Here is an 18,882-nt window from a genome sequence, read left to right on the forward strand (position 1 = left end):
CCTGCGCGCTCGTTTGTTGGATTGTGGGATTGTTGAACGATTCTACGATAGGGCAATCGAACGATCCTGCAAATAGACTGCCGGGGTGACCGAGACGTGGGTGTCGACGCTGGCTCAGAACAAGGCGGATCTGGAGCGCGCGAGCACCGCGCAGAAGGTCGCCGACATGCTGCGCGAGCGAGTGCTCCTCGGTGAGCTGGAGCCGGGCCTGCGCCTGAGCGAGGAAGCGATCGGCGGAGCGCTGGGCGTCAGCCGCAACACGCTCAGGGAAGCGTTCCGGCTGCTCACGCGCGACCGGATCCTGGTGCACGAACACAGCCGCGGCGTCTTCGTCCGCCGCCCGACCGGCGAGGACGTGCGCGACCTCTACGCCGCGCGCCGGGTGATCGAGTGCGGCGCGCTGAGGCTCTGGAACGACGTCGGCGACGCGCAGCGGGAAGCGGTGCGGGCACCGGTCCGCCAGGCCGTGGCACGCGCCGAGAAGAACGACTTCAGCAGGACCGGCAGCGCGAACATCCAGTTCCACCGCGGCATCGTCGGCCTCGCGGGCAGCACCCGCCTGAGCGACGAGTCCGACCGGCTCTTCGCCGAGCTCATGCTCGCCTTCCGCGTCGCGCACGAGGTCGAGGCCTTCCATCAGGCCTATCTGCCATGGAACCGCAAGATCGTAGAATTGTTGAACAATGGAACGGTTGAACAGGCGGTCCAGCAGCTCGACGAGTACTTCGACGCCGCCGAACAGGACCTGGTCAGCCGTCTGGTGGCGGATTAGTCCAAAGAGAACGTTAAGCCGAAGGCAACGATTGCGATCACGAGGCTGACGGCACCCTTCATCAGGCCTAACATCCGCGCAACACCGCGTACACGGAGGGCCACCATGCCGTCGGAGCACAAGACCGGCTTGCGCTGGAGCAACTGGAACCTGCTGCTGATACTTCCGCTGTTCATGCTCATCACGCCGTGGTTCAACCAGGACGAGCCCAGGTTCTTCGGGCTCCCCTTCTTCTACTGGTACCAGTTCCTGTTCGTCCCGCTCGGCGTCGTGTGCGTCGGACTCGTCTACATCAAGACCAAGGACGAGCCCGTGGTCACCGGCAAGCCCGACAAGCTCGGCGTTGACGACCTGGACGAGGGAGCGAAGTGATGCAGTGGACCGAGCTGATCGTTTTCAGCGCTCTCTTCCTGCTCGTCACCGTGATGGGCTTCCTGGCGGCGCGGTGGCAGAAGGGCGACACCCTCGAACACCTCGACGAGTGGGGTCTCGGCGGCCGCAAGTTCGGCAGCTGGATCACCTGGTTCCTGGTCGGCGGTGACCTCTACACCGCGTACACCTTCGTCGCGGTGCCGGCACTGATGTTCGGCGCGGGCGCGACCGGGTTCTTCGCGCTGCCGTACACGGTGATCCTCTACCCGCTCGTCTTCCTGCCGCTGGTGCGGATGTGGTCGGTCAGCCGCGTGCACGGTTACGTCACGCCCGCCGACTTCGTGAAGGGCCGCTACGGCTCGCACTGGCTGGCGCTGATCATCGCCATCACCGGCATCGTCGCGACCATGCCGTACATCGCGCTGCAGCTCGTCGGCCTCGAGGCCGTGCTGCGCAGCATGGGCCTCAACGGCTCCGGCATCCTCGGGCACCTGCCGCTGTTCATCGCGTTCGTGATCCTGGCGCTCTACACCTACCAGTCGGGTCTGCGGGCGCCGGCGCTGATCGCGTTCGTCAAGGACATCCTGATCTACCTGGTGATCCTGGTGGCGATCGTCTACCTGCCCGCGAAGTTCGGCGGCTGGGGCGAGATCTTCAACGACGCGCAGGCCAAGTTCGACGCGACGCCCAGCAAGACCGACGGCATCCTGCTCTCCGGCAGCAACCAGCTGCAGTACGCCACGCTGGCGCTCGGGTCCGCGCTCGCGCTGTTCCTCTACCCGCACTCGCTGACCGGCATCCTCGCGAGCCGCGGCCGCAACGTCATCAAGCGCAACATGGTCGCGCTGCCGGCGTACTCGCTGCTGCTGGGTCTGCTAGCGCTGCTGGGCTTCGTCGCGATCAGCGCGGGCACCAAGCCGCTCGTCAACCAGGCGACCGGCCGTCCCGACACCAACACGATCGTGCCCGAGCTCTTCGGCGCGAACTTCCCGTCGTGGTTCGCGGGCATCGCGTTCGCGGCCATCGGCATCGGCGCGCTCGTGCCGGCGGCGATCATGTCGATCGCGGCGGCGAACCTGTGGACCCGCAACATCTACAAGGAGTACGTCAAGAAGAACGCCACCCCGGCGGAGGAGGCCAAGCAGGCCAAGCTCGCGTCGCTGGTCGTGAAGTTCGGCGCCGTCGCGTTCATCGTGTTCGTCGACCCGCAGTTCTCGATCGACCTGCAGCTCATCGGCGGCGTCATGATCCTGCAGACGCTCCCGGCGGTCGCGATCGCGTTGTACACGCGCTGGTTCCACGTGTACGCCCTGGTCGCCGGTTGGTTCGCGGGTATGGGCTACGGCATGTGGCTGCTCTACACCATCGGCAACCCGGCCATCGGCAAGGCGCACTTCGCCGGTTCGGCACTGCCACTGGGCAACATCTCGATCTTCGGGTGGCACCCGTTCGGCGCCTCGACGACGCAGATCTACGTCGGCATCATCGCGCTGTTGGTCAACCTCGTGGTCGCGGTGGCCGTCACGCTGATCGCCAAGAAGGCCAAGTGGTTCAACGGCACGGACCAGACCGATCCGTCCGACTACCACGTCGACGAGGACAACCCGAGGGTCAAGCCCATCGCTGCCCACTGAGACGCAGTCGTCGACACTATGGGCCACCCGTCGGTTTCGACGGGTGGCCCTTTGCGTTGAGGATCGAGTACGTGAAAACCATCGCCGGACTGGTCGGACTGACCGCGATCGCCCTCACCCTGAGTCCTGCCGTCGCTCAAGCGCAGGACGCGAACTGCTACGACACCGCCGCGCCGCTCACCGTCGAGGAACAGCGCCTCGACGACACGCTCGTCACTGGCGGCCCCGCCGTCGGACCCTCGCTCGTGAAACTGGCCGGGTTCGATGGCCGCGTCACGGACTTCACTGCCGGGCTCTGCCGCCAGATCGTGCCGAAGCAGGCACAGCAGTTCGTGGAACGCGAAGGCAACGCGCTGTGGAAGGCCGCTGTCGCCCGCGCGCAAAGCACAACACCCGTCACACACGACGCCTACGACGACCGGCCGCTCTACTGGGCCCGGCTGCAGCTCAGTTCCGCGCTGCGCCAGTGGAAGCCGAAGTTCGCCATGGCACCCAACGACCGCGCGAAGCTCATCCAGCGGTTCGACTGGGCCTCGCGGGGTTTGAGCGACTCGGCGTTCCCGAGCAGGCCCGGCGTGCGCAGGATCGCCGTCACCGGCTTCGATCCGTTCCAGCTCACCGGCGTGAACGTGCGGCGCGCCAACCCGGCCGGCGCGGCGGCGTTGCAGCTCGACGGCCGGGAGATCTCGACGCCGGACGGCAAGGTCGTCCTGCAGGCGGCGGTGCTCCCGGTGCTGTGGGGCGGATTCGACGAGGGAGTCGTCGAGCAGTTCTACGGTTCGGCGCTGCAGCAGAAGCCCGACGCGTTCGTGACGATCAGCCAGGGCCGGCCCGGCCGGTTCGACGTCGAGCGGTGGGCGGCGCGCTGGCGCGGCGGGTTCGCGGACAACAACAACGTCGGTTCGTTCGGCAGCGTCCCGAACGCCGCCGGCTGGCCGCAGCCCGGTCACGAGTTCATCGAGACGAGCCTGCCGTTCCAGAAGATGATCGACGCGGGCACCGGCCCGTTCGCGGTCAACTACAACCTCGCCTTCTGCGAGTGGGTCGTCGTCGGTTCCCAGCAGTCATGCCGCACCGACAACCCCACTCCCGGCCGGGTCGCGGCGTCCGGTGGCGGTGGTGACTACCTCTCCAACGAGAGCATGTACCGGGCCAACCGGCTGCGAATCGGTTACGGCGCAACGAACGTCCTCGGTGGACACCTGCACACGCCGGTGCTCGGGCAACCGGCCGACCCGGCCGCGTTGACCGATTCCACCTTCGAAAAACAGCGTCGGGACATCGCCGATCAGGTGAAGGCCCTAGTCTCTGTGGTGTGACTCGTGTGCGGCCGGCGGTGGCAATTGTCCTGAGCGCGCTGACCCTGTCCGCGTGCGCTATCCAGGTGGGAGGGCAGGCGGTCCCCGGACCACTGCCTTCGACCGCCTCCGCCTCCGCGCCCGCCCTGCCCAAGGCCGGGCAGTGCATGAACGCCTACGAGCTGAAGGTGCTGCAGTGCACCGAATCGCACGAGGCCGAGGTCATGAGCGTCGGTGAGCTCACCGGGCTGCCGACGACCTACCCGGACACGCAGGCGCTGCGCAAGGCCGCGCTCCCGCCGTGCCGTCAGACGCTCAACGAGTACCTGGGCACCGGCGACGCGGACTCGACGCGCCTGCGGGTCTGGGCGTTCTGGCCGAACGAGCAGGGCTGGAAGGACGGCCAGCGCTGGCGGCTGTGCACCGTCGTGGAGATCAGCCCGGACGAGAAGCCGCTGGCACGCAAGGGTTCCGTGAAGGACGTGCTGAAGGGCAACGGCTTCGGCACCTTCCAGACCTGCACCCAGGGTTCGCCGTCGAAGGATCAGGAGATCAAGGTCGTCGCCTGCAACACCCCGCACATGGCCGAGGCCGTGCCCGCCGGCGTCGTCTCGCTCGGCAAGTCGACCGACCCCGCTCCGTCCAAGGAGCAGATGAACTCGATCGCGAACGAGAAGTGCACCAAGGCCGTGCACGACTACCTGGGCTCGACCAAGCGCTCGGACGTGTTCCCCGCGTGGCGGAACCCCGGTTCCCAGGCCTGGTCAGAGGGTTGGACGAACGCCGTCTGCTACGCGGAGGCCACCAAGGCCTTCAGCGGCACCCTCCTCGGCATCCGCGACAACCCGCTCCCGAACTGATCCGGCGACCACGACCATCAGCACGGCGGCCAGGGACAGCACCAGCATCGCGATTCCTGCGATTCCCATGGCACACCTCCCCTTCCGTCTCCGGTGACGATCTTTGTGATCGCCATCACATACCTAAGACGTTCCCGGAAGGGTCTGGGTTCATTCCTGGAGCAAGACCATTCTCAGAACCTGTGGAGAAGTCCCCAGGCTTGTCCACAGCTATCCACAACATGTGCACAAAACCGTCCACACCTGTGGACAACTTCGTCTGTTGTGGACGATGAGCTGCGGTGATTCAGAGAAAATTACTGCACAGGACCACACCGGCGACCACGCCGACGGCTAAACCGAGGCCGAACACGAGCGCGTGCCGCCACCGCGACGGGCGGGCAGGTGGGGCGGCCGGCACCGGGTAGTAGCGCACGATGCCCGTCGACGGGCCGACCTCCACATCGCGCTTCGAACCGTCGAAGTTCAGTCCGCCGATGAAGTCGTCCTGCGTCACACCACCAGTAGTACCTCATAAAGAAGCCCCAGCGGTCGCCGTTGACCGCTGGGGCTTCGAAACACCTCGGGCTTGCTAGCCCAGGCGCTGCTTCAGGTTCGCCAGCTCGTCGCGGAGCGTGGTCGGGACCTTCTCGCCGATCTTCGCGAACCACTCCTCGACCAGCGGGATCTCGGCGCGCCACTCGTCGGCGTCGAACTCCAGCGAGGCCTCGATGTCCTCACGCGACGCCTCCAGACCCTCGAGGTCCAGGTCGGCGGCGGTCGGCACGTAGCCGATGGGGGTCTCGACAGCGGCGGCCTTGCCTTCAAGGCGCTCGATGGCCCACTTCAGCACGCGCGAGTTCTCGCCGAATCCGGGCCACAGGAAGCGCTTGTCATCGCCACGGCGGAACCAGTTGACGTAGAAGATCTTCGGCAGCTTGTCGGAGTCGGCGCGCTTGCCGAGGTCGACCCAGTGCTGGAAGTAGTCACCGGCGTTGTAGCCGATGAACGGCAGCATCGCCATCGGGTCGCGGCGCACGACGCCGGTCTTGCCGACCGCGGCGGCCGTGGTCTCGGACGAGAGCGTGGCGCCCATGAAGGTGCCGTGCTGCCAGTCGCGCGACTCGGTGACCAGCGGGATCGTCGTGGCGCGGCGGCCACCGAAGAAGATCGCCGAGATCGGGACGCCGTTCGGGTCCTCCCACTCCGGCGCCTTGATGTCGCACTGCTCGATCGGCGTGCAGTAGCGCGAGTTCGGGTGCGACGACAGCTCCTCGCTGTCGGGCGTCCAGTCCTGGTGCTTCCACGAGGTGAGGTGGGCCGGCGGCTCGCCCATGCCCTCCCACCAGACGTCGCCGTCGTCGGTCAGCGCGACGTTCGTGAACAGCGAGTTGCCCTTGGCGATGGTGCGCATCGCGTTCGGGTTGGTGTGGTAGTCGGTGCCGGGCGCGACGCCGAAGAAGCCGTTCTCCGGGTTCACCGCGTACAGGCGGCCGTCCTCACCGAAACGCATCCAGGCGATGTCGTCGCCGAGCGTCTCGACCTTCCAGCCGGGGATGGTCGGCTCCAGCATGGCGAGGTTCGTCTTGCCACAGGCCGACGGGAACGCGGCGGCGATGTAGTACGCCTTGTTCTCCGGCGAGGTGAGCTTGAGGATCAGCATGTGCTCGGCGAGCCAGCCCTCGTCGCGCGCCATGGCCGAGGCGATGCGCAGCGAGTAGCACTTCTTGCCGAGCAGGGCGTTGCCGCCGTAGCCGGAGCCGAAGCTCCAGATCTCGCGGGTCTCCGGGAAGTGGGAGATGTACTTGGTGTCGTTGCACGGCCACTGCACGTCTTCCTGGCCGGACTCCAGCGGGGCGCCGAGCGAGTGCAGCGCGGGGACGAACGGAGCGTCCTCACCGAACAGCGCGAGAGCCTTGTTGCCCATGCGGGTCATGATGTGCATGGAGACGACGACGTACTCCGAGTCGGTGATCTCGACACCGAGCATCGGCTTCTCCGCGTCCAGCGGGCCCATGCAGAACGGGATGACGTACATCGTGCGGCCACGCATGCAGCCCCGGTAGAGCTCGGTCATGATGGCCTTCATCTCTGAAGGGTCCATCCAGTTGTTCGTCGGGCCCGAGTCCTCCTCGCGCACGGAGCAGATGTAGGTCCGCTCTTCCACGCGCGCGACGTCCGTCGGGTCCGAGGCCGCCCAGAACGAGTTCGGCTTCTTCTTGAGCGGCACGAACGTGCCGGCGTCGACGAGCTTTTTCGTGAGACGGTCCCATTCGCCCTGAGACCCGTCAGCCCAAACAACCTCGTCGGGGCAGGTCAGCTCAGCGACTTCCTGAACCCATGCGAGCAGACGCGCGTGGTTGGTAGGTGCGTGTTCGAGACCGGGAATGGTCACTGCCGTCATCTCGTCTCGTCTCCTGACTGAACGCCTCGGCAACCCGAGCACGTGGTGGTCCGGTGCAGGACTTCGTCGTCCTCGGGAATAGCTCCACACGCCCGGTGGGGCCGGGCGTGTGTGAAGGGGATGGACCGAGGTTAGCCCGGTGAATGGCAGGTAAAGCACCCCCAGCCTGTCGCTTCCCTCACAAAACCGATTCTGGAATCGATTCAGCACCCGGACGGCGTTAAGGCCGGCTTGAGGTGGGAAAAACACAAGAGGCCCCGGTGCGGTTCTCACCACACCGGGGCCTGTGACCTGCGTTTCAGTCAGGGGGTCAGTTCGGACTGATCCACTGGCCCGTTGTGGAATCGATTCGGACGACTCCGTCGAACCGTTCTTCCTCGAGCCAGTCGTCCGAGTCGTCCAAAATGCCGCTCTTCGAGTCGGTCACGTACCGGCCGTCGGACTCGATGTGCCCGTGCTCGACGTCGACCCAGTCGTCACCGCGGTGTTCCGACATCGTGACCTCGCCGGATCGCGTGATCTCGGTCGCCACGTCGGCCTTGCCGTCGCCGTCCTTGTCCGTGAACAACCACGTGTCGCCGGCGTCGTCCCGGACGACGGCGGTGTCCGCCTTGCCGTCCCCGTCGGTGTCCTCGGTGGCCTGCCCGACGTTTCGTTCACCGTCGTCGGTGTCCACGACAATCGCCTGTGTGGGAGACGAATTCGTCTTTTCCCGCTGGGAGTCGCTCGGGTCGACGGCAACCCACTCACCGGAATTCTCCTCGAACCGCGCCTGGCTCAGGAGATTGCCGTCCTTGTCGAACGTGGTCATCAGATCGGCGTCACCGTCGCCGTTCGTGTCGGTGAACGCGAGGTGTCCACCGTCGTCCGTCTCGACGACGGCGGAGTCGTTCACGCCGTCGTGGTCGAGGTCGAAGGTGACGTCGGCGGTGTACTCCTCATCCTCGACGGTGACCTTCAGCTCGGCGTCGGCCGCACCGTTCTCGTCGATGTACACCGGGACACACCTCCTACTTGCTCATGTACCGGTATGACCCACGTTATGCCGGTTTGGTTCCGTCGCCAACCTCGTGCCGCGCGCGCCGGTCGATCTCGCTCTGGCTGATCGCGGCGTCGAGGGCCGCGCGGAACTCCTGGATCTCCAGGCCGACGAACGTGAAGGCCGGGCCGTCGGGGCCGGCGATCTCCACGGCACCCGCGCTCACGCTGACCTCGCACACCGCACGGTCCGCGTAACTGTCGCTGCAGCGAAGGAGCCACTCGCGCCTGACTTCCATGTCAAACCTCATCTTCGCCCCAGGCGGCTCGAATCAGACTTAACTTTAGAGCTACTTGAGGCTAAAGTCGCTCGCCTAAGCGTATGAAGGGAGGCAGCCACGTGGGTCAGGCCAGGCAGACCGTGGAGCGCCTCCAGTTGGGGCTCACGCTCCAGCGCCTCCGTCTGGCCGCCGGGAAGTCCCAGCAGGAAGCCGCCGATCTGATCGGCCGCAGCGCGGGCAGGCTCAGCCAGGTGGAGAACGGCAAGGGCGCTCTGGGCACGGAGGAGCTGACCCGGCTGCTCGGCTTCTACGGCGTGACTCCCGAGCAACGCGACTCGGTGCTCGCGCTGGGCAAGGCGAGCAGGCGCAGGCAACCTCGGCTCGGCTACCTCGACACGCTGGCCGACTCGTACGTCCGCTTCATGGACCTGCTCGCGGCGGCACGACACATCGGCTGGTACGAGTGCGGCGTGATTCCAGGCCTCGTCCAGTCGCGGGGCTATGTCGAGGGCCTCATCCGGGCGAGCAGTTCCGTGCGGTCAGAGGAGGAGACAGCCGAACTCATCGCCTTCCGCCTCGACCTCCAGCAACAGGTGCTCTCCAGCGGGAAGGTCAAGAGCATCGACATCGTCTTCACCGAGGACAGCCTTCTCCACGTCGTGGGCGACCAGTCGGTGATGCGGGAACAGGTACTGCACCTCCTTCAGCTGCTGGAGCAGCACCCGTCGTTGAACATCCGCATCGTCGGCCTCGGCACCCCCGGCAATCCGGGGCTCGGTGGCGGGATGGTGACACTGGATTTCGACACGTCCGATCCGATCACCTTCACCTCCAGCCTGTCCGGCCCGCCGATCTATTACGATCAGCCGTCCCACACCGAGCGAATGCGGAAGCTCTTCGAGCGAATCGCCGATCTTGCGTGGAGTCCGAGGGACACCCGAACGGCATTGGCCGACTTTCTCGCGAGGAGCTCGTAGTTGCCTGCGTGGACCAAGAGCAGCCACAGTTCGAGTGACAGCGGCGCGTGTGTCGAGGTGTTGATCACCAGCACCCTGGTGTCCGTGCGCGACTCGAAGAACCCTCGTAGTGCTCAGTTCGACTGCACGCCGAAGGCCTGGCGGGCGTTCCTAGGCTCGGTCCCGCACGGACCTGATCCGGCCCAGTAGCTCCTCGGCCTTCGAACGGCCCTGCTCCACCTCCGCGAGCTGCCGGGTCACGGCCTGCAGCTCGCGGCCGCGTTCACCGGCCTCCATCCGCAACGCGCGGTCGACCTCGCGCAGTTCGGCCTCGATGGCCTCGATGCGCTTGGCCAGCGCCTCGTCCAACGCGAGCGACAGGGCCTGTTCGGCCTCGATCAGCTGCTCGGCGGCCAGTTGGTCCACTGTGGAGCGCGCGTCGGCAATGGCGTCGGAGAGCCACTGCTTGACATGCTGCTTCTCGGCCGTGTGGGTGCGGGTGCGGGCCATCCACCAGCCCGCGCCGAGGCCCAGTGCGATGGTGACGGGCAGGACGATCGGGTTCAGCACGGCGATGCCGAGGCCCGCGAGCGGCATGACGGCGAGCTTGCCCGCGCCCAGGCCGCCGGAGACGCCCATGAACACCAGCAGTTTGTCCTCGGCCGTCGGCGGGCGCTTTTCCTTGGGGCGCAACACGACCGGCGGTTGCTCGCCGCGGGCGAACTGGCCGCGGATCAGGGTCAGCTCCTCCGCGCTGAACAGCGTGGCCAGCACGGCGTCGGTGACCTGCGAGAGACGCACGGACAGAGCGGTGGAGATCCGGCCGGAGACGACCTGCAGTGCGGTGTCCACCTGCTGCGGCAACGCGCTCAGGGCGGTGCGGTCGGCGGAGTCGATGGCCTGGCGGTACCAGGTCTGCAGGTCACGCATCTGGCGGGAGATCTCGTGGGAGTTCTCGATGCGGGCTCGCTGGACCTCGCCGCGCAACCGGACCTGCCAGCCCCGGGTCGAGGAACGGCGTTCGGTCTGCAGTTCTTCGCGGCGGGCACGAAGTAGTACAGCCTCGTCCTCGCCCACGGACAGAGCGCGCTTCTCGTGTTCGAGGCGGATTTCCAGCTCCGCCAGCACGGTCGACAACGCGCGCAGGGCGTTGGCCTCCGCGAGCATCCCGGCGCGGCCCGTGACGAGTTCCTGCAGGGCGGTCTGCAGCGCGGAGATGCCGGAGCGTTCGCGGAGCATCGAGGCCGCGTCCGGGTTCGGGGCCTGGGCGGCCATGCCGAACATGCGCGACGACACCGGGTAGAAGGTGGCGTCGGCGAAACGCGGGGCGTGCTCGGCCAGCAACGCCTTGTCGGCGTCGAGGACCTGGCGCCAGCCCCGGTACTGGTCGGTCTTGGTCAGCGCGAAGACGACGGTCTCGACGCGGTCGCCGACGCGTTTGAGGAAGTCCAGCTCGCCACGGGTGAACGGCGACGAGGCGTCCACGACGAAGATCAGGGCGGTGGCCGACGTGACGGCCTCCAGCGCCAGTTCGCCGTGCACCGACTCCAGGCCGCCGACGCCGGGAGTGTCCACAACGGACATCCGTTCCAGCAACGGGATCGGGGCGTCGACCTCGACGTAGCGCGGGGGCAGCTCGCCCTCCGGCAGGTCGTGGGCGGCGGAGACCCAGTTGATCAGCGCGGGCAGCGGGAAGCTGACGGGCGCGAGCAGGCCGGGATAGCAGGCACGGGCCGCCCAGGACGGGCCGTGCTGGAAGACGAGGTAGGTGGAGGTGGCCACGTCCGCGTCGACCGGCGAGAGACCCGGAGCCGACAGCAGGGCGTTGACCAGCGACGACTTGCCGCGGTTCGTCTCGCCGACGATCACGACCGACGACACCTCGGGCGCCGCGCGACGAGTCACCCAGTCGGCCATCGACGTGTCGAGCTCACGCACGAGAGAGGTGAGGCGTTCGCGGGTCTGCCGGACTGTCTGCGAAAGGTTGCTCATCGGGACGTGTAGACCGTCACGATCGGGGCCCGCAGGAGGCGGCCTCTGTCGCAGAAGCCGGGCACCTCGGTCTCGGCGACCAGGCCCTGCAACGACAGGTCGTCGGTCGGCACGGCGCCACCGGCCTCGTGCTGCGACGGGTCGAACCGCTCACCGTCCACCCGCAGCGCCACGACGCCTATGGACGACAGGCCTTCCTCGATGCGTGCGACCACGCCGGCACTGGCGCGGTCCAGTGCGTACAGGCACAGCTGGACCAGCGCACGGCGCTCAGCCAGCGCCTGGTCGAGCAGCTCGTCGGCAATGGTCTCCACACCGTCGTCCGACGCCAGATCGGTGGGTTCGGTTCCGTTCGCGCTCATCGGTGCCCCCCAGCACGTAGTTGCTGCCAGATGAGGAAATACGCCCTGTGGACGACATGCGCCACCCGAGCCTGCGCCGGAGTCGCGCCGAAGGAGGCGAACGAACGCCACCAACCGGCCCGTTCCAGCGCGCACGCGACCAGTTCCGCGCCTGGTCTGCCCGGCATGCCCAGCTGAGCGGCGACGTCCGGGGTGCTCCCGACGCGCAGCACCTCCTCCGTCAGGTCCGGGGCCAGGTCGACCGTGCCGGACGAGACGAGCGTCAACGCCTCCAGCAGCCGCAGCTGGTGTGCCTCGGGACGGGCCAGCAGGACCTCGATCGCGTCGTGCACGCGCTGCCGTTCGCCGGGATCACCCGAGGCCAGTGACGTGACCGAGGCCAGCGCGGCCGCCGCCTTGATGCCGTCGGCCCGCGCCCGGAAGACCGCGTCCAGCCGGCCTCGGACCGCGGCGAACCCGGACGCGTCGAACAGCACCCGCCGCAACGCCCCGGCGGGCAGCGCGGGCTCGGCGTCCAGCGCCAGGAGCGCCTGGCCGATGCCGTAGAGGTCGAGTTTCTCCAGCAACCGGGAGCGCACACCGGCCGCGACGTCGCACTCCCACGACGTGAATAGGTCGCCGGACATCAGCATCATCGTGCGGGTGTCCGCGTCGAGGGCCGCCAGCGCCCGCAACGCCTCCGCGTCGGCCGACGTGAACTCCCCGGTCTCCGCGGACTCGGCGAGCAGGCTGATGACCGGCAGCACGTCGGCGACGCGCGGCCTGAGCAGTTCGGCCTGCTTCGCCGCGAGGATCTGCGCGGCGCGCCAGACATCACCTTCCGAGCCCTCAACGGTTTCCGGCGCGACGGCGTCGACCTTGTTCAGCGCGGCGATGGCGTTGACCGGGCCTGCCTCGCGGGAAGCGGTCGCGGCCGTGAACGCGGCCAGCGTCGAATGGTCGTCCGCCCGCACGCCCTGTGTCACGACGTAGAGCACGGCCTCGGCACCGGCGACTGCGTTGCGCGACACGGGATCCAGCAGTTCCTCGGTGCGCGCTACCGACGCCGCGTCCAGCGAACCGAGCCCTGGTGTGTCGATGACGGTGATGTCGCGCAGCACGGCATTCGTCAGGTACGCCTCGATGTGCGAAACGCCTTCCAGGCCAAGAGAGGCGGGGATCATGCCGTTCGCGTCGAACGGCAGTACCTGCCGTCTGCCGTCTCGCAACACGACTTCGATGCGGTCGACCGTGCCGTACTGATAGCGCGTGACGAGCCGGGTGCACTCGCCGATGTCGGTGGGCGCGACCCGGCGTCCGATCAACGCGTTGACCAGTGTCGACTTGCCGGACTTGATCCGGCCGGCCACCGCGACCTGCAGGGGCGCGTGCAACCGGCGCAGCACTTCCTGGAAACCGGCGGCGGTCCGCGGAGACACCTGCGGGTGGAGGGCAGCACACAGGTTGGCCACCGCCGCGCACAGCGGGCCGGCCAGTTGTTGTCCCTGCAACGCCGTCACGGGCACTGATCGTGCCACGGTTTGCATGCGGGCGTGCGCGGGTAGCCACAGCGCATGGGTGACAGCTACGTGACGTTCCTAGTGCTGGGGATCGTCCTGGTCGTGGTCGACGGTCAGCTGCTCTACCGCGGTGGCAAGGGATACCTGAAGCGCGCCGCATATGACGAAGAGCAGGCCGACAGCATGATGAAGCTGACGGCCGTGCTGTTCCACCTCGTCGTACTGGGCCTGCTGGCGTTGGTCTCGATCATCGAGGTCGACACCGGCGATGCGGTGAAGAACGTGGTCATGAAGCTGGGCATCGTGCTGTTGCTACTGGCACTGGCTCACGGCGCGACGATGGCGATCCTGGCCAGGATTCGGGACCGCCAGGTGCAGCAGCAACTCGCTGACCAGATGGCCGAGGAACACCGCATCTACGAGGAACGGCAAGAGGAACGTCAGTCCCACATCAACGAACCGCGACCCGCACCCAAGATCGAGTCGCCTTACTCACCCAAGTAGTGGGCTCGCACGGCGTTCAGCGCCTCCCCCTCGCTGGCGCCGAGTGACCGAGCTATGGCGACGAACTCCGCCGCGGCGGCGGAGAGCGGCTCCGGTGCATGCGAAGGCAGGGCAGCCACCACGGTGCCCTGCCTTCGTCCTGTCGTGAGCACGCCGCTGGTCTCCAGCTCCCGGTAGGCCCGCGCGACCGTGCCGGCGGCGAGGCCGAGGTCCGCGGCGAGCTGCCGGATCGTCGGCAGCCGGGACCCGACCGGCAGCACCCCACCGTTGATCAACCGGACGAGCTGGTCCCGGACCTGGCGCCACGGCGGGACACCGTTCTCGACGTCGACGACTATGCGGGGTGCAGTCACCACACGATCTTCTTGGACACGACGTTCGTGTTGGCCATCAGCACCCACGCGACGACGCCGGCCAACAGGAACGGGCCGCCGACGAGTGCGCCGACCAGTGCCGCGCCGATTCCCGCCGACACGTGCACGCTGCGAGTGCGAAGTGCCCGGTCGACCTCCTCGTCGCCGTCCGCCGGGCGCGCGACCGCCGCCCACATGACCACCGCGACCGCGGCGACGGACACCACGAACACGGGCAGTTGCGCGATCTCGAGCCGCACGAGCAGCCAGGCCAGCCCGAACAGCACGATCGCCGCGTACGCGATCAGCACGTACTGCGACCCGATGTCGAACAGGCCGCGCGGCGTGAGCGTGGCCACCCGCTGCCTGCCTTCGCGGGGCAGCGCCAACGGGATCAACTCCGCGAGCAGCGTGCCTCCGAGCACGACCGCCGCGAGCGACCCGAGACCGCGACCGGTGGCGAACGGCACGAACGACAATCCGACGAAGAGCCACGGGTAGAGCAACCGCCGCCGCTTGAGGTAGCGGATGGCGTCGTCGATCTGCGCGGGCGTCGGGTCGGACACCCTCCAGCTCTTGAGCAAGCGCTTGCCTGTCGACTGCGTCGGCCACAGAGCGACCAGCAGGAACAACCCAACGCCAGCAGCCCACAGGACGTCGTACATGGCGAACCCCCGAACTTTGTATCAATCCCTCGACACAATAACTCACACTGAAGTCGTACGCAGCGTCAACCCGTGGCGCGACGCGCGAAAGTTCGGTCCGCACCTAACCTTGTCCAGTGCGGCGGTTCAGTCTGTGGATGAAGGCTCATCCGGCGTTCGGGGACTCCCTGATCGCCGGAGTTCTGCTGCTCTTCGACATGGGCATCGCGGTCACAGTGGTCGACCAGGGCGTGTCGTTCTCCGCCTATATCGCGGTGACGTTGCTGATGCTCGGGCCGATGCCGTTTCGCCGGTACCACCCGCTCGGCACCAGCTACCTGATCCTCGCGGGCGGGTTCCTGCAGCTCTTCTCGCACGGCGGCATCAACGGCATCCCGGTCCGCATGTCCGACTTCGCGCTGGCCATAGCGCTGTACACGCTCGTCGCGTACACGAACCGCAAGACGGCGTTGATCTACGTGGGCTGGCTGGTCGCCGGCACGCTGCTCTGGGCGATCTTCCAGATCGGCGAGCTCCAGGCCGTGTTCCTCGTGTTCCTGGTCTTCGTGATCTTCGGGTTCAGCTGGGCGATGGGCGAGTTCATCGGCGCGCGCCGTGCCTACCAGCGTGAGATGGAGCAACGCTTGGTGCTGCTCGAAACCGAACGCGACCAGCAGGCCAAGATCGCCGTGGGCGAGGAGCGTTCCCGGATCGCCCGCGAACTGCACGACATCGTCGCCCACGCGGTGAGCGTGATGATCGTCCACGCCGACGGCGCCGCGTACACGATCAGGTCCCAGCCGGAGGTGGCGGAGAACGCGGTCCGCACGATCGCCGACACCGGCCGCCTCGCGCTGACCGAGATGCGCCGCCTGCTCGGCGTTCTGCGCAGCGAGGAGGCCGAGACGCAGTGGGCCCCGCAGCCCGACGCGCGAGGTGTGGTCGAACTCGCCGAGAACACCAGGGCCGCCGGCGTGCCGGTGCGCCTGGAGATCAACGGCGACGTCGACGACCTGCCCGTGGGCGTCGGCCTGAGCGTCTACCGGATCGTGCAGGAAGCTCTGACGAACACCATCAAGCACGCCGGAGCAGGGACCACCGCCTTGGTCCGCCTGGCGCGCTCGCCCGAGGAACTGCGGCTGGAAGTGACCGACAACGGGTTCGGCACGCCCCACGACGTGGTCAAGGTCTCCGGCGGCAACGGGCTGATCGGCATGAGGGAAAGGGCAGCGGTGCTGGGCGGGGAGTTCGAGGCGGGTCCCAACCCCGGTGGGGGCTGGCGCGTGCGCGCGACATTCCCGCTAGCCGCATAGGGTGATCGAGTGATTCGGGTACTGCTCGTAGACGACCAGGAACTCATGCGGATGGGCTTTCGCATGGTGCTGGGCGCACAGGAAGACATCGACGTGGTCGGCGAGGCGGCCGACGGCCTCGACGCCGTGCAGATGGCGGCGAAGCTGCGGCCCGACGTCGTCCTGATGGACGTCCGCATGCCCGTGATGGACGGCGTGGAGGCGACCAAGCGCATCACCGAGGCCGACTCCGCGAAGGTGCTGGTCATGACCACCTTCGACATGGACGAGTACGCGCTGTCGGCGTTGCGCAACGGCGCCAGCGGGTTCCTGCTGAAGGACACCCCGCCGTCCGACCTCGTGTCGGCCCTGCGCGCGGTGGCCTCCGGCGACGCGGTGGTCTCGCCGTCGGTGACCAAGCGGCTGCTGGGCCGGTTCCTCGGCGACGGCGGCGGTGAGCTCCGGGACGCAGCGATGCTCGACGTGCTGACCGAGCGCGAGCGCGAGGTGCTCGTGCTGATCGCGAAGGGTCTGTCGAACACCGAGCTCGCCCGCAAGCTGTTCCTGTCCGAGGCGACGGTGAAGACGCACGTCGGCAGGATCCTGGCGAAGCTGGAGCTGCGAGACCGGGTGCAGGCCGTGGTGCTGGCCTACGAGACCGGTCTCGTCCGACCCGGTGACGCGTAGGGCGTGTTACCCAGGTCCGTGTTCGCGATAGCCGGGGCTGAGGCGGAGACCTGGGTAACACGCCCTACCGGTACTTCTCCGGATCGGCGTTCACGGTCGCGCCCGCCATCCGCGGCTTCACGACGTCGTCCCACCAGTGGCCCCAGTCGGGCTGCGAGCCGTCGAGGTCGGTGAACCCGTACTCGCGCTTGAGCTTCCACGACGAGAGGCACTGCCCGGCGAACCGCTTGCGGTCCTTGTCGGCCGCGAGGTGCGCGAGGCCGCGCCCGAGGTAGTGCGGCGTCTCGGACAACGCGTAGTCCGGCACCTTCTCGATCGCGTCACGCCAGTTCGCCTCGGTGACGCCGAAACCCTCCAGCATCTGCTCGGACCGCAGGAACCCCGGCGTGGCCGCGACCGCCGTCACGTTCGGGTGGTCCTTCAGGTCCTTCGCCAGCACCTCACCGAACCGGCGCACCGAGCTCTTCACCGCGTCGTACGAGAGGTTCACGAAGTACGCCTCGCCGTCCTCGCCGTCGGTCACCTCGACCACGAGCCCGTCGTCGGACCTGATCAGGATCGGCATGAGCTTGTGCAACGCCACGAGGTGCGTCTCGACGCCGTTGCGCCACATGTGCAACTGCTTGTCGAGGTCGTGTTCCCAGAACTTGCCCCACTCGACGAGGTTCTCGCCGCCCCACGCGTTGTCGATGAAGATGTCGAGCCTGTCGATCCTCGCGGCGAGAGCGTCCACATCGGACGGATTCGTGAGGTCGCAGCGGACCGCGATCCCCTTGCCGCCGGCCGCGTCCACGAGTTCGGCGGTCTCCTCGATCGTCTCCGACCGCCCGATCTCGGACTGCTGCGTCCGCGTGGTCCGGCCGGCGACGAACACCGTCGCCCCCGCCGCCCCCAGTTCCACGGCGATCGCCCGTCCCGCACCGCGCGTGGCGCCGGTGACGACCGCGACCTTCCCGCTCAGATCGGGATTACTTCTTGCCGACACGGCGAGTTCCCCTTCCCTCGTGCCAGGAGAGGACGACCATCCCGTCGCCCTCGACGGTGAGCTGCACGACCTCGGTGACGTCGAACCGGAACAGGTCGAACTCACCCGGATCCCAGCCGGTGCGCTCGAACAGGTCCTTCAGGTAGTCGGTCTTGTCGGTCCAGAACTCGGCGGTGCCGCTGATCTTCGCGTCACCCGCCTCCGTCATCGACGCGGTCGTGGTCATGCAGTGCAGCGCGAACCTCGGGTCGCGCCGCAGGTCCTTCGACTTCAACGAGTCCGGCATCGTGCCCGCCCACAGTTCGCCGCGGGCGAAGTCCGGTTCCACACCGCTGATCCGCGGTGAGCCGTCCTTGCGCAGCGTCGCGATCAACGCATGCCGGTCCGCGGCGAACCGGCCCTGCACGAACGCGGCCATGTCGGGCTGTTCGGCCGCGAACTCCGCCCAGGTAGCCATCAGCGCATCCCTTTCAGCACTAGGTCGATGTCCTCGGCCGTGCGTGCCAGCAGGTCGCCGCGCGGTCGCACCGACCAGTCCATCGAGATCCCGTAGACGAGCGCGGCGAGGACGCGCGCCGCGTTGGACGGCAATCCCTCGGCCGCGCAGAGGACTTCCAGCTCTTCTTCCAGCACCGCGTAGTGCCGGGCCAGCAGCGCGCGCAGTTCCGGGTCGATCAGGTCGACCCCGAGTTGTGCCAGGTTGTTCGTCGCCACCACCGGGTCGGCGAGCCGGTCGAACCAGGTCAGCAGCGCCTCGCGGACGGTGCCGGCCTCGCGCATCCTGCGGGCGACCTCCTCGGTGCCCGCCTTCGTGAGTGCCTGCAGCAGCCCGCTCTTGGACCCGAACCGCTTCGCCACCGCGCCGACCGACACCCCGGCCTCCGCCGCCACGTCCGCGACGGTGAACTCCGGTCCACGCCGGTCGATGACGGCCGCGACGGCGTTCAGGATCCGTTCGTCGGTGATGGTGCGAGGTCGTGCCACGTAGTTAGTGAACCACAATTCACTAACCTTCGCATAGGGTGGCGTC

At 67.6% G+C, this 18,882-nt stretch carries 22 protein-coding genes; 10 read left to right on the forward strand and 12 right to left on the reverse strand.

Annotated elements, in window-relative coordinates; translation table 11 throughout:
• Positions 1-85 precede the first annotated feature (85 nt).
• The 5 genes from IG04_RS0130060 to IG04_RS0130085 all read left to right on the forward strand — a co-directional run bounded on the left by IG04_RS0130060 (position 86) and on the right by IG04_RS0130085 (position 4,936).
• Complete coding sequence (locus IG04_RS0130060) at positions 86-772, forward strand: GntR family transcriptional regulator (protein WP_030480111.1); 687 nt, start codon at positions 86-88, stop codon at positions 770-772.
• Between the two features lie 105 nt (positions 773-877).
• Complete coding sequence (locus IG04_RS0130070; RefSeq protein ID WP_030480112.1) at positions 878-1,144, forward strand: DUF3311 domain-containing protein; 267 nt, start codon at positions 878-880, stop codon at positions 1,142-1,144.
• Complete coding sequence (gene mctP / locus IG04_RS0130075) at positions 1,144-2,778, forward strand: monocarboxylate uptake permease MctP (RefSeq protein WP_030480113.1); 1,635 nt, start codon at positions 1,144-1,146, stop codon at positions 2,776-2,778. Before IG04_RS0130070 ends, mctP begins: the two co-directional genes overlap by 1 nt.
• A 71-nt stretch (positions 2,779-2,849) precedes the next feature.
• On the forward strand, positions 2,850-4,097 hold the full coding sequence (locus tag IG04_RS0130080; protein WP_036016275.1) for a pyroglutamyl-peptidase I: 1,248 nt from the start codon (positions 2,850-2,852) through the stop codon (positions 4,095-4,097).
• Positions 4,094-4,936, forward strand: coding sequence for a septum formation family protein (locus tag IG04_RS0130085; RefSeq protein ID WP_144065419.1), 843 nt, complete (start codon positions 4,094-4,096; stop codon positions 4,934-4,936). The genes IG04_RS0130080 and IG04_RS0130085 overlap by 4 nt, the downstream gene beginning before the upstream one ends.
• Positions 4,937-5,222: 286 nt before the next feature.
• Here the strand turns inward: IG04_RS0130085 and IG04_RS0130090 are convergent, their stop codons facing one another.
• The 4 genes from IG04_RS0130090 to IG04_RS0130105 form a co-directional block, all read right to left on the reverse strand.
• Positions 5,223-5,432 carry a hypothetical protein gene (locus IG04_RS0130090; protein WP_030480116.1) on the reverse strand — a complete coding sequence of 70 codons (210 nt, stop codon included), beginning with the start codon at positions 5,430-5,432 and terminating at the stop codon, positions 5,223-5,225.
• Positions 5,433-5,507: 75 nt separating this feature from the next.
• Positions 5,508-7,319 (reverse strand): phosphoenolpyruvate carboxykinase (GTP), encoded by a 1,812-nt coding sequence (locus tag IG04_RS0130095; protein WP_030480117.1) that lies wholly within the window; start codon positions 7,317-7,319, stop codon positions 5,508-5,510.
• 310 nt (positions 7,320-7,629) lie between these two features.
• Positions 7,630-8,316, reverse strand: coding sequence for a DUF6802 family protein (locus tag IG04_RS0130100; protein ID WP_030480118.1), 687 nt, complete (start codon positions 8,314-8,316; stop codon positions 7,630-7,632).
• A gap of 43 nt (positions 8,317-8,359) precedes the next feature.
• The gene (locus IG04_RS0130105; protein WP_030480119.1) at positions 8,360-8,596 is read right to left on the reverse strand and encodes a hypothetical protein; all 237 of its coding nucleotides are present in this window, start codon (positions 8,594-8,596) and stop codon (positions 8,360-8,362) included.
• Between the two features lie 101 nt (positions 8,597-8,697).
• Here IG04_RS0130105 and IG04_RS0130110 point away from each other — a divergent pair, with 101 nt between their 5' ends.
• Together IG04_RS0130110 and IG04_RS45635 are read left to right on the forward strand one after the other, a co-directional pair.
• Positions 8,698-9,555, forward strand: coding sequence for a helix-turn-helix domain-containing protein (locus tag IG04_RS0130110; protein WP_030480120.1), 858 nt, complete (start codon positions 8,698-8,700; stop codon positions 9,553-9,555).
• A 57-nt stretch (positions 9,556-9,612) separates the two neighbouring features.
• Positions 9,613-9,744: a DUF397 domain-containing protein gene (locus IG04_RS45635; RefSeq protein WP_245816334.1), complete on the forward strand. Its 132-nt coding sequence runs from the start codon at positions 9,613-9,615 to the stop codon at positions 9,742-9,744.
• Here the strand turns inward: IG04_RS45635 and IG04_RS0130115 are convergent.
• Genes IG04_RS0130115 through IG04_RS0130125 form a run of 3 tightly spaced genes read right to left on the reverse strand, consistent with a single transcriptional unit; the run spans position 9,706 to position 13,405 of the window.
• Positions 9,706-11,526, reverse strand: a complete 1,821-nt coding sequence (locus IG04_RS0130115) for a dynamin family protein (RefSeq protein WP_030480121.1) — start codon at positions 11,524-11,526, stop codon at positions 9,706-9,708. The genes IG04_RS45635 and IG04_RS0130115 overlap by 39 nt on opposite strands.
• The gene (gene grpE, locus IG04_RS0130120) at positions 11,523-11,888 is read right to left on the reverse strand and encodes a nucleotide exchange factor GrpE (RefSeq protein ID WP_030480122.1); all 366 of its coding nucleotides are present in this window, start codon (positions 11,886-11,888) and stop codon (positions 11,523-11,525) included. Before grpE ends, IG04_RS0130115 begins: the two co-directional genes overlap by 4 nt.
• The gene (locus IG04_RS0130125) at positions 11,885-13,405 is read right to left on the reverse strand and encodes a dynamin family protein (RefSeq protein WP_420864958.1); all 1,521 of its coding nucleotides are present in this window, start codon (positions 13,403-13,405) and stop codon (positions 11,885-11,887) included. Before IG04_RS0130125 ends, grpE begins: the two co-directional genes overlap by 4 nt.
• Before the next feature lie 36 nt (positions 13,406-13,441).
• Between IG04_RS0130125 and IG04_RS0130130 the strand changes: the two genes are divergently transcribed.
• Positions 13,442-13,891, forward strand: coding sequence for a hypothetical protein (locus tag IG04_RS0130130; protein WP_051770959.1), 450 nt, complete (start codon positions 13,442-13,444; stop codon positions 13,889-13,891).
• Here the strand turns inward: IG04_RS0130130 and IG04_RS0130135 are convergent.
• Together IG04_RS0130135 and IG04_RS0130140 are read right to left on the reverse strand one after the other, a co-directional pair.
• Complete coding sequence (locus IG04_RS0130135) at positions 13,876-14,244, reverse strand: GntR family transcriptional regulator (RefSeq protein WP_030480125.1); 369 nt, start codon at positions 14,242-14,244, stop codon at positions 13,876-13,878. The two genes, IG04_RS0130130 and IG04_RS0130135, sit on opposite strands and share 16 nt — an antisense overlap.
• Positions 14,241-14,909 (reverse strand): hypothetical protein, encoded by a 669-nt coding sequence (locus IG04_RS0130140; RefSeq protein WP_051770961.1) that lies wholly within the window; start codon positions 14,907-14,909, stop codon positions 14,241-14,243. Before IG04_RS0130140 ends, IG04_RS0130135 begins: the two co-directional genes overlap by 4 nt.
• 116 nt (positions 14,910-15,025) lie before the next feature.
• Here IG04_RS0130140 and IG04_RS0130145 point away from each other — a divergent pair, with 116 nt between their 5' ends.
• Together IG04_RS0130145 and IG04_RS0130150 are read left to right on the forward strand one after the other, a co-directional pair.
• Complete coding sequence (locus IG04_RS0130145) at positions 15,026-16,201, forward strand: sensor histidine kinase (RefSeq protein WP_338043604.1); 1,176 nt, start codon at positions 15,026-15,028, stop codon at positions 16,199-16,201.
• Positions 16,202-16,210: 9 nt separating this feature from the next.
• On the forward strand, positions 16,211-16,867 hold the full coding sequence (locus IG04_RS0130150; RefSeq protein ID WP_030480128.1) for a response regulator: 657 nt from the start codon (positions 16,211-16,213) through the stop codon (positions 16,865-16,867).
• Positions 16,868-16,931: 64 nt separating this feature from the next.
• On the opposite strand, the gene IG04_RS0130155 is transcribed toward IG04_RS0130150, so the two are convergent.
• Genes IG04_RS0130155 through IG04_RS0130165 form a run of 3 tightly spaced genes read right to left on the reverse strand, consistent with a single transcriptional unit; the run spans position 16,932 to position 18,836 of the window.
• Positions 16,932-17,852 carry an SDR family oxidoreductase gene (locus IG04_RS0130155; RefSeq protein ID WP_030480129.1) on the reverse strand — a complete coding sequence of 307 codons (921 nt, stop codon included), beginning with the start codon at positions 17,850-17,852 and terminating at the stop codon, positions 16,932-16,934.
• Positions 17,836-18,309, reverse strand: a complete 474-nt coding sequence (locus IG04_RS0130160) for a pyridoxamine 5'-phosphate oxidase family protein (protein ID WP_030480130.1) — start codon at positions 18,307-18,309, stop codon at positions 17,836-17,838. The genes IG04_RS0130155 and IG04_RS0130160 overlap by 17 nt, the downstream gene beginning before the upstream one ends.
• Positions 18,309-18,836 carry a TetR/AcrR family transcriptional regulator gene (locus tag IG04_RS0130165; protein WP_030480131.1) on the reverse strand — a complete coding sequence of 176 codons (528 nt, stop codon included), beginning with the start codon at positions 18,834-18,836 and terminating at the stop codon, positions 18,309-18,311. Before IG04_RS0130165 ends, IG04_RS0130160 begins: the two co-directional genes overlap by 1 nt.
• Positions 18,837-18,882: the final 46 nt, after the last annotated feature.

Source organism: Lentzea albidocapillata (assembly GCF_000719115.1).
In the GTDB taxonomy this organism is placed as follows: domain Bacteria; phylum Actinomycetota; class Actinomycetes; order Mycobacteriales; family Pseudonocardiaceae; genus Lentzea; species Lentzea albidocapillata.

What these genes read in the sequence shown, in the direction of transcription:
- IG04_RS0130070 (WP_030480112.1), top strand. Translation starts at nt 878, where the DNA reads ATGCCGTCGGAGCACAAGACCGGCTTGCGCTGGAGCAACTGGAACCTG.
- mctP (WP_030480113.1), top strand. Translation starts at nt 1,144, where the DNA reads ATGCAGTGGACCGAGCTGATCGTTTTCAGCGCTCTCTTCCTGCTCGTC.
- IG04_RS0130095 (WP_030480117.1), bottom strand. Translation starts at nt 7,319, where the DNA reads ATGACGGCAGTGACCATTCCCGGTCTCGAACACGCACCTACCAACCAC.
- IG04_RS0130105 (WP_030480119.1), bottom strand. Translation starts at nt 8,596, where the DNA reads ATGGAAGTCAGGCGCGAGTGGCTCCTTCGCTGCAGCGACAGTTACGCG.
- IG04_RS0130115 (WP_030480121.1), bottom strand. Translation starts at nt 11,526, where the DNA reads ATGAGCAACCTTTCGCAGACAGTCCGGCAGACCCGCGAACGCCTCACC.
- grpE (WP_030480122.1), bottom strand. Translation starts at nt 11,888, where the DNA reads ATGAGCGCGAACGGAACCGAACCCACCGATCTGGCGTCGGACGACGGT.
- IG04_RS0130130 (WP_051770959.1), top strand. Translation starts at nt 13,442, where the DNA reads ATGGGTGACAGCTACGTGACGTTCCTAGTGCTGGGGATCGTCCTGGTC.
- IG04_RS0130140 (WP_051770961.1), bottom strand. Translation starts at nt 14,909, where the DNA reads ATGTACGACGTCCTGTGGGCTGCTGGCGTTGGGTTGTTCCTGCTGGTC.
- IG04_RS0130160 (WP_030480130.1), bottom strand. Translation starts at nt 18,309, where the DNA reads ATGGCTACCTGGGCGGAGTTCGCGGCCGAACAGCCCGACATGGCCGCG.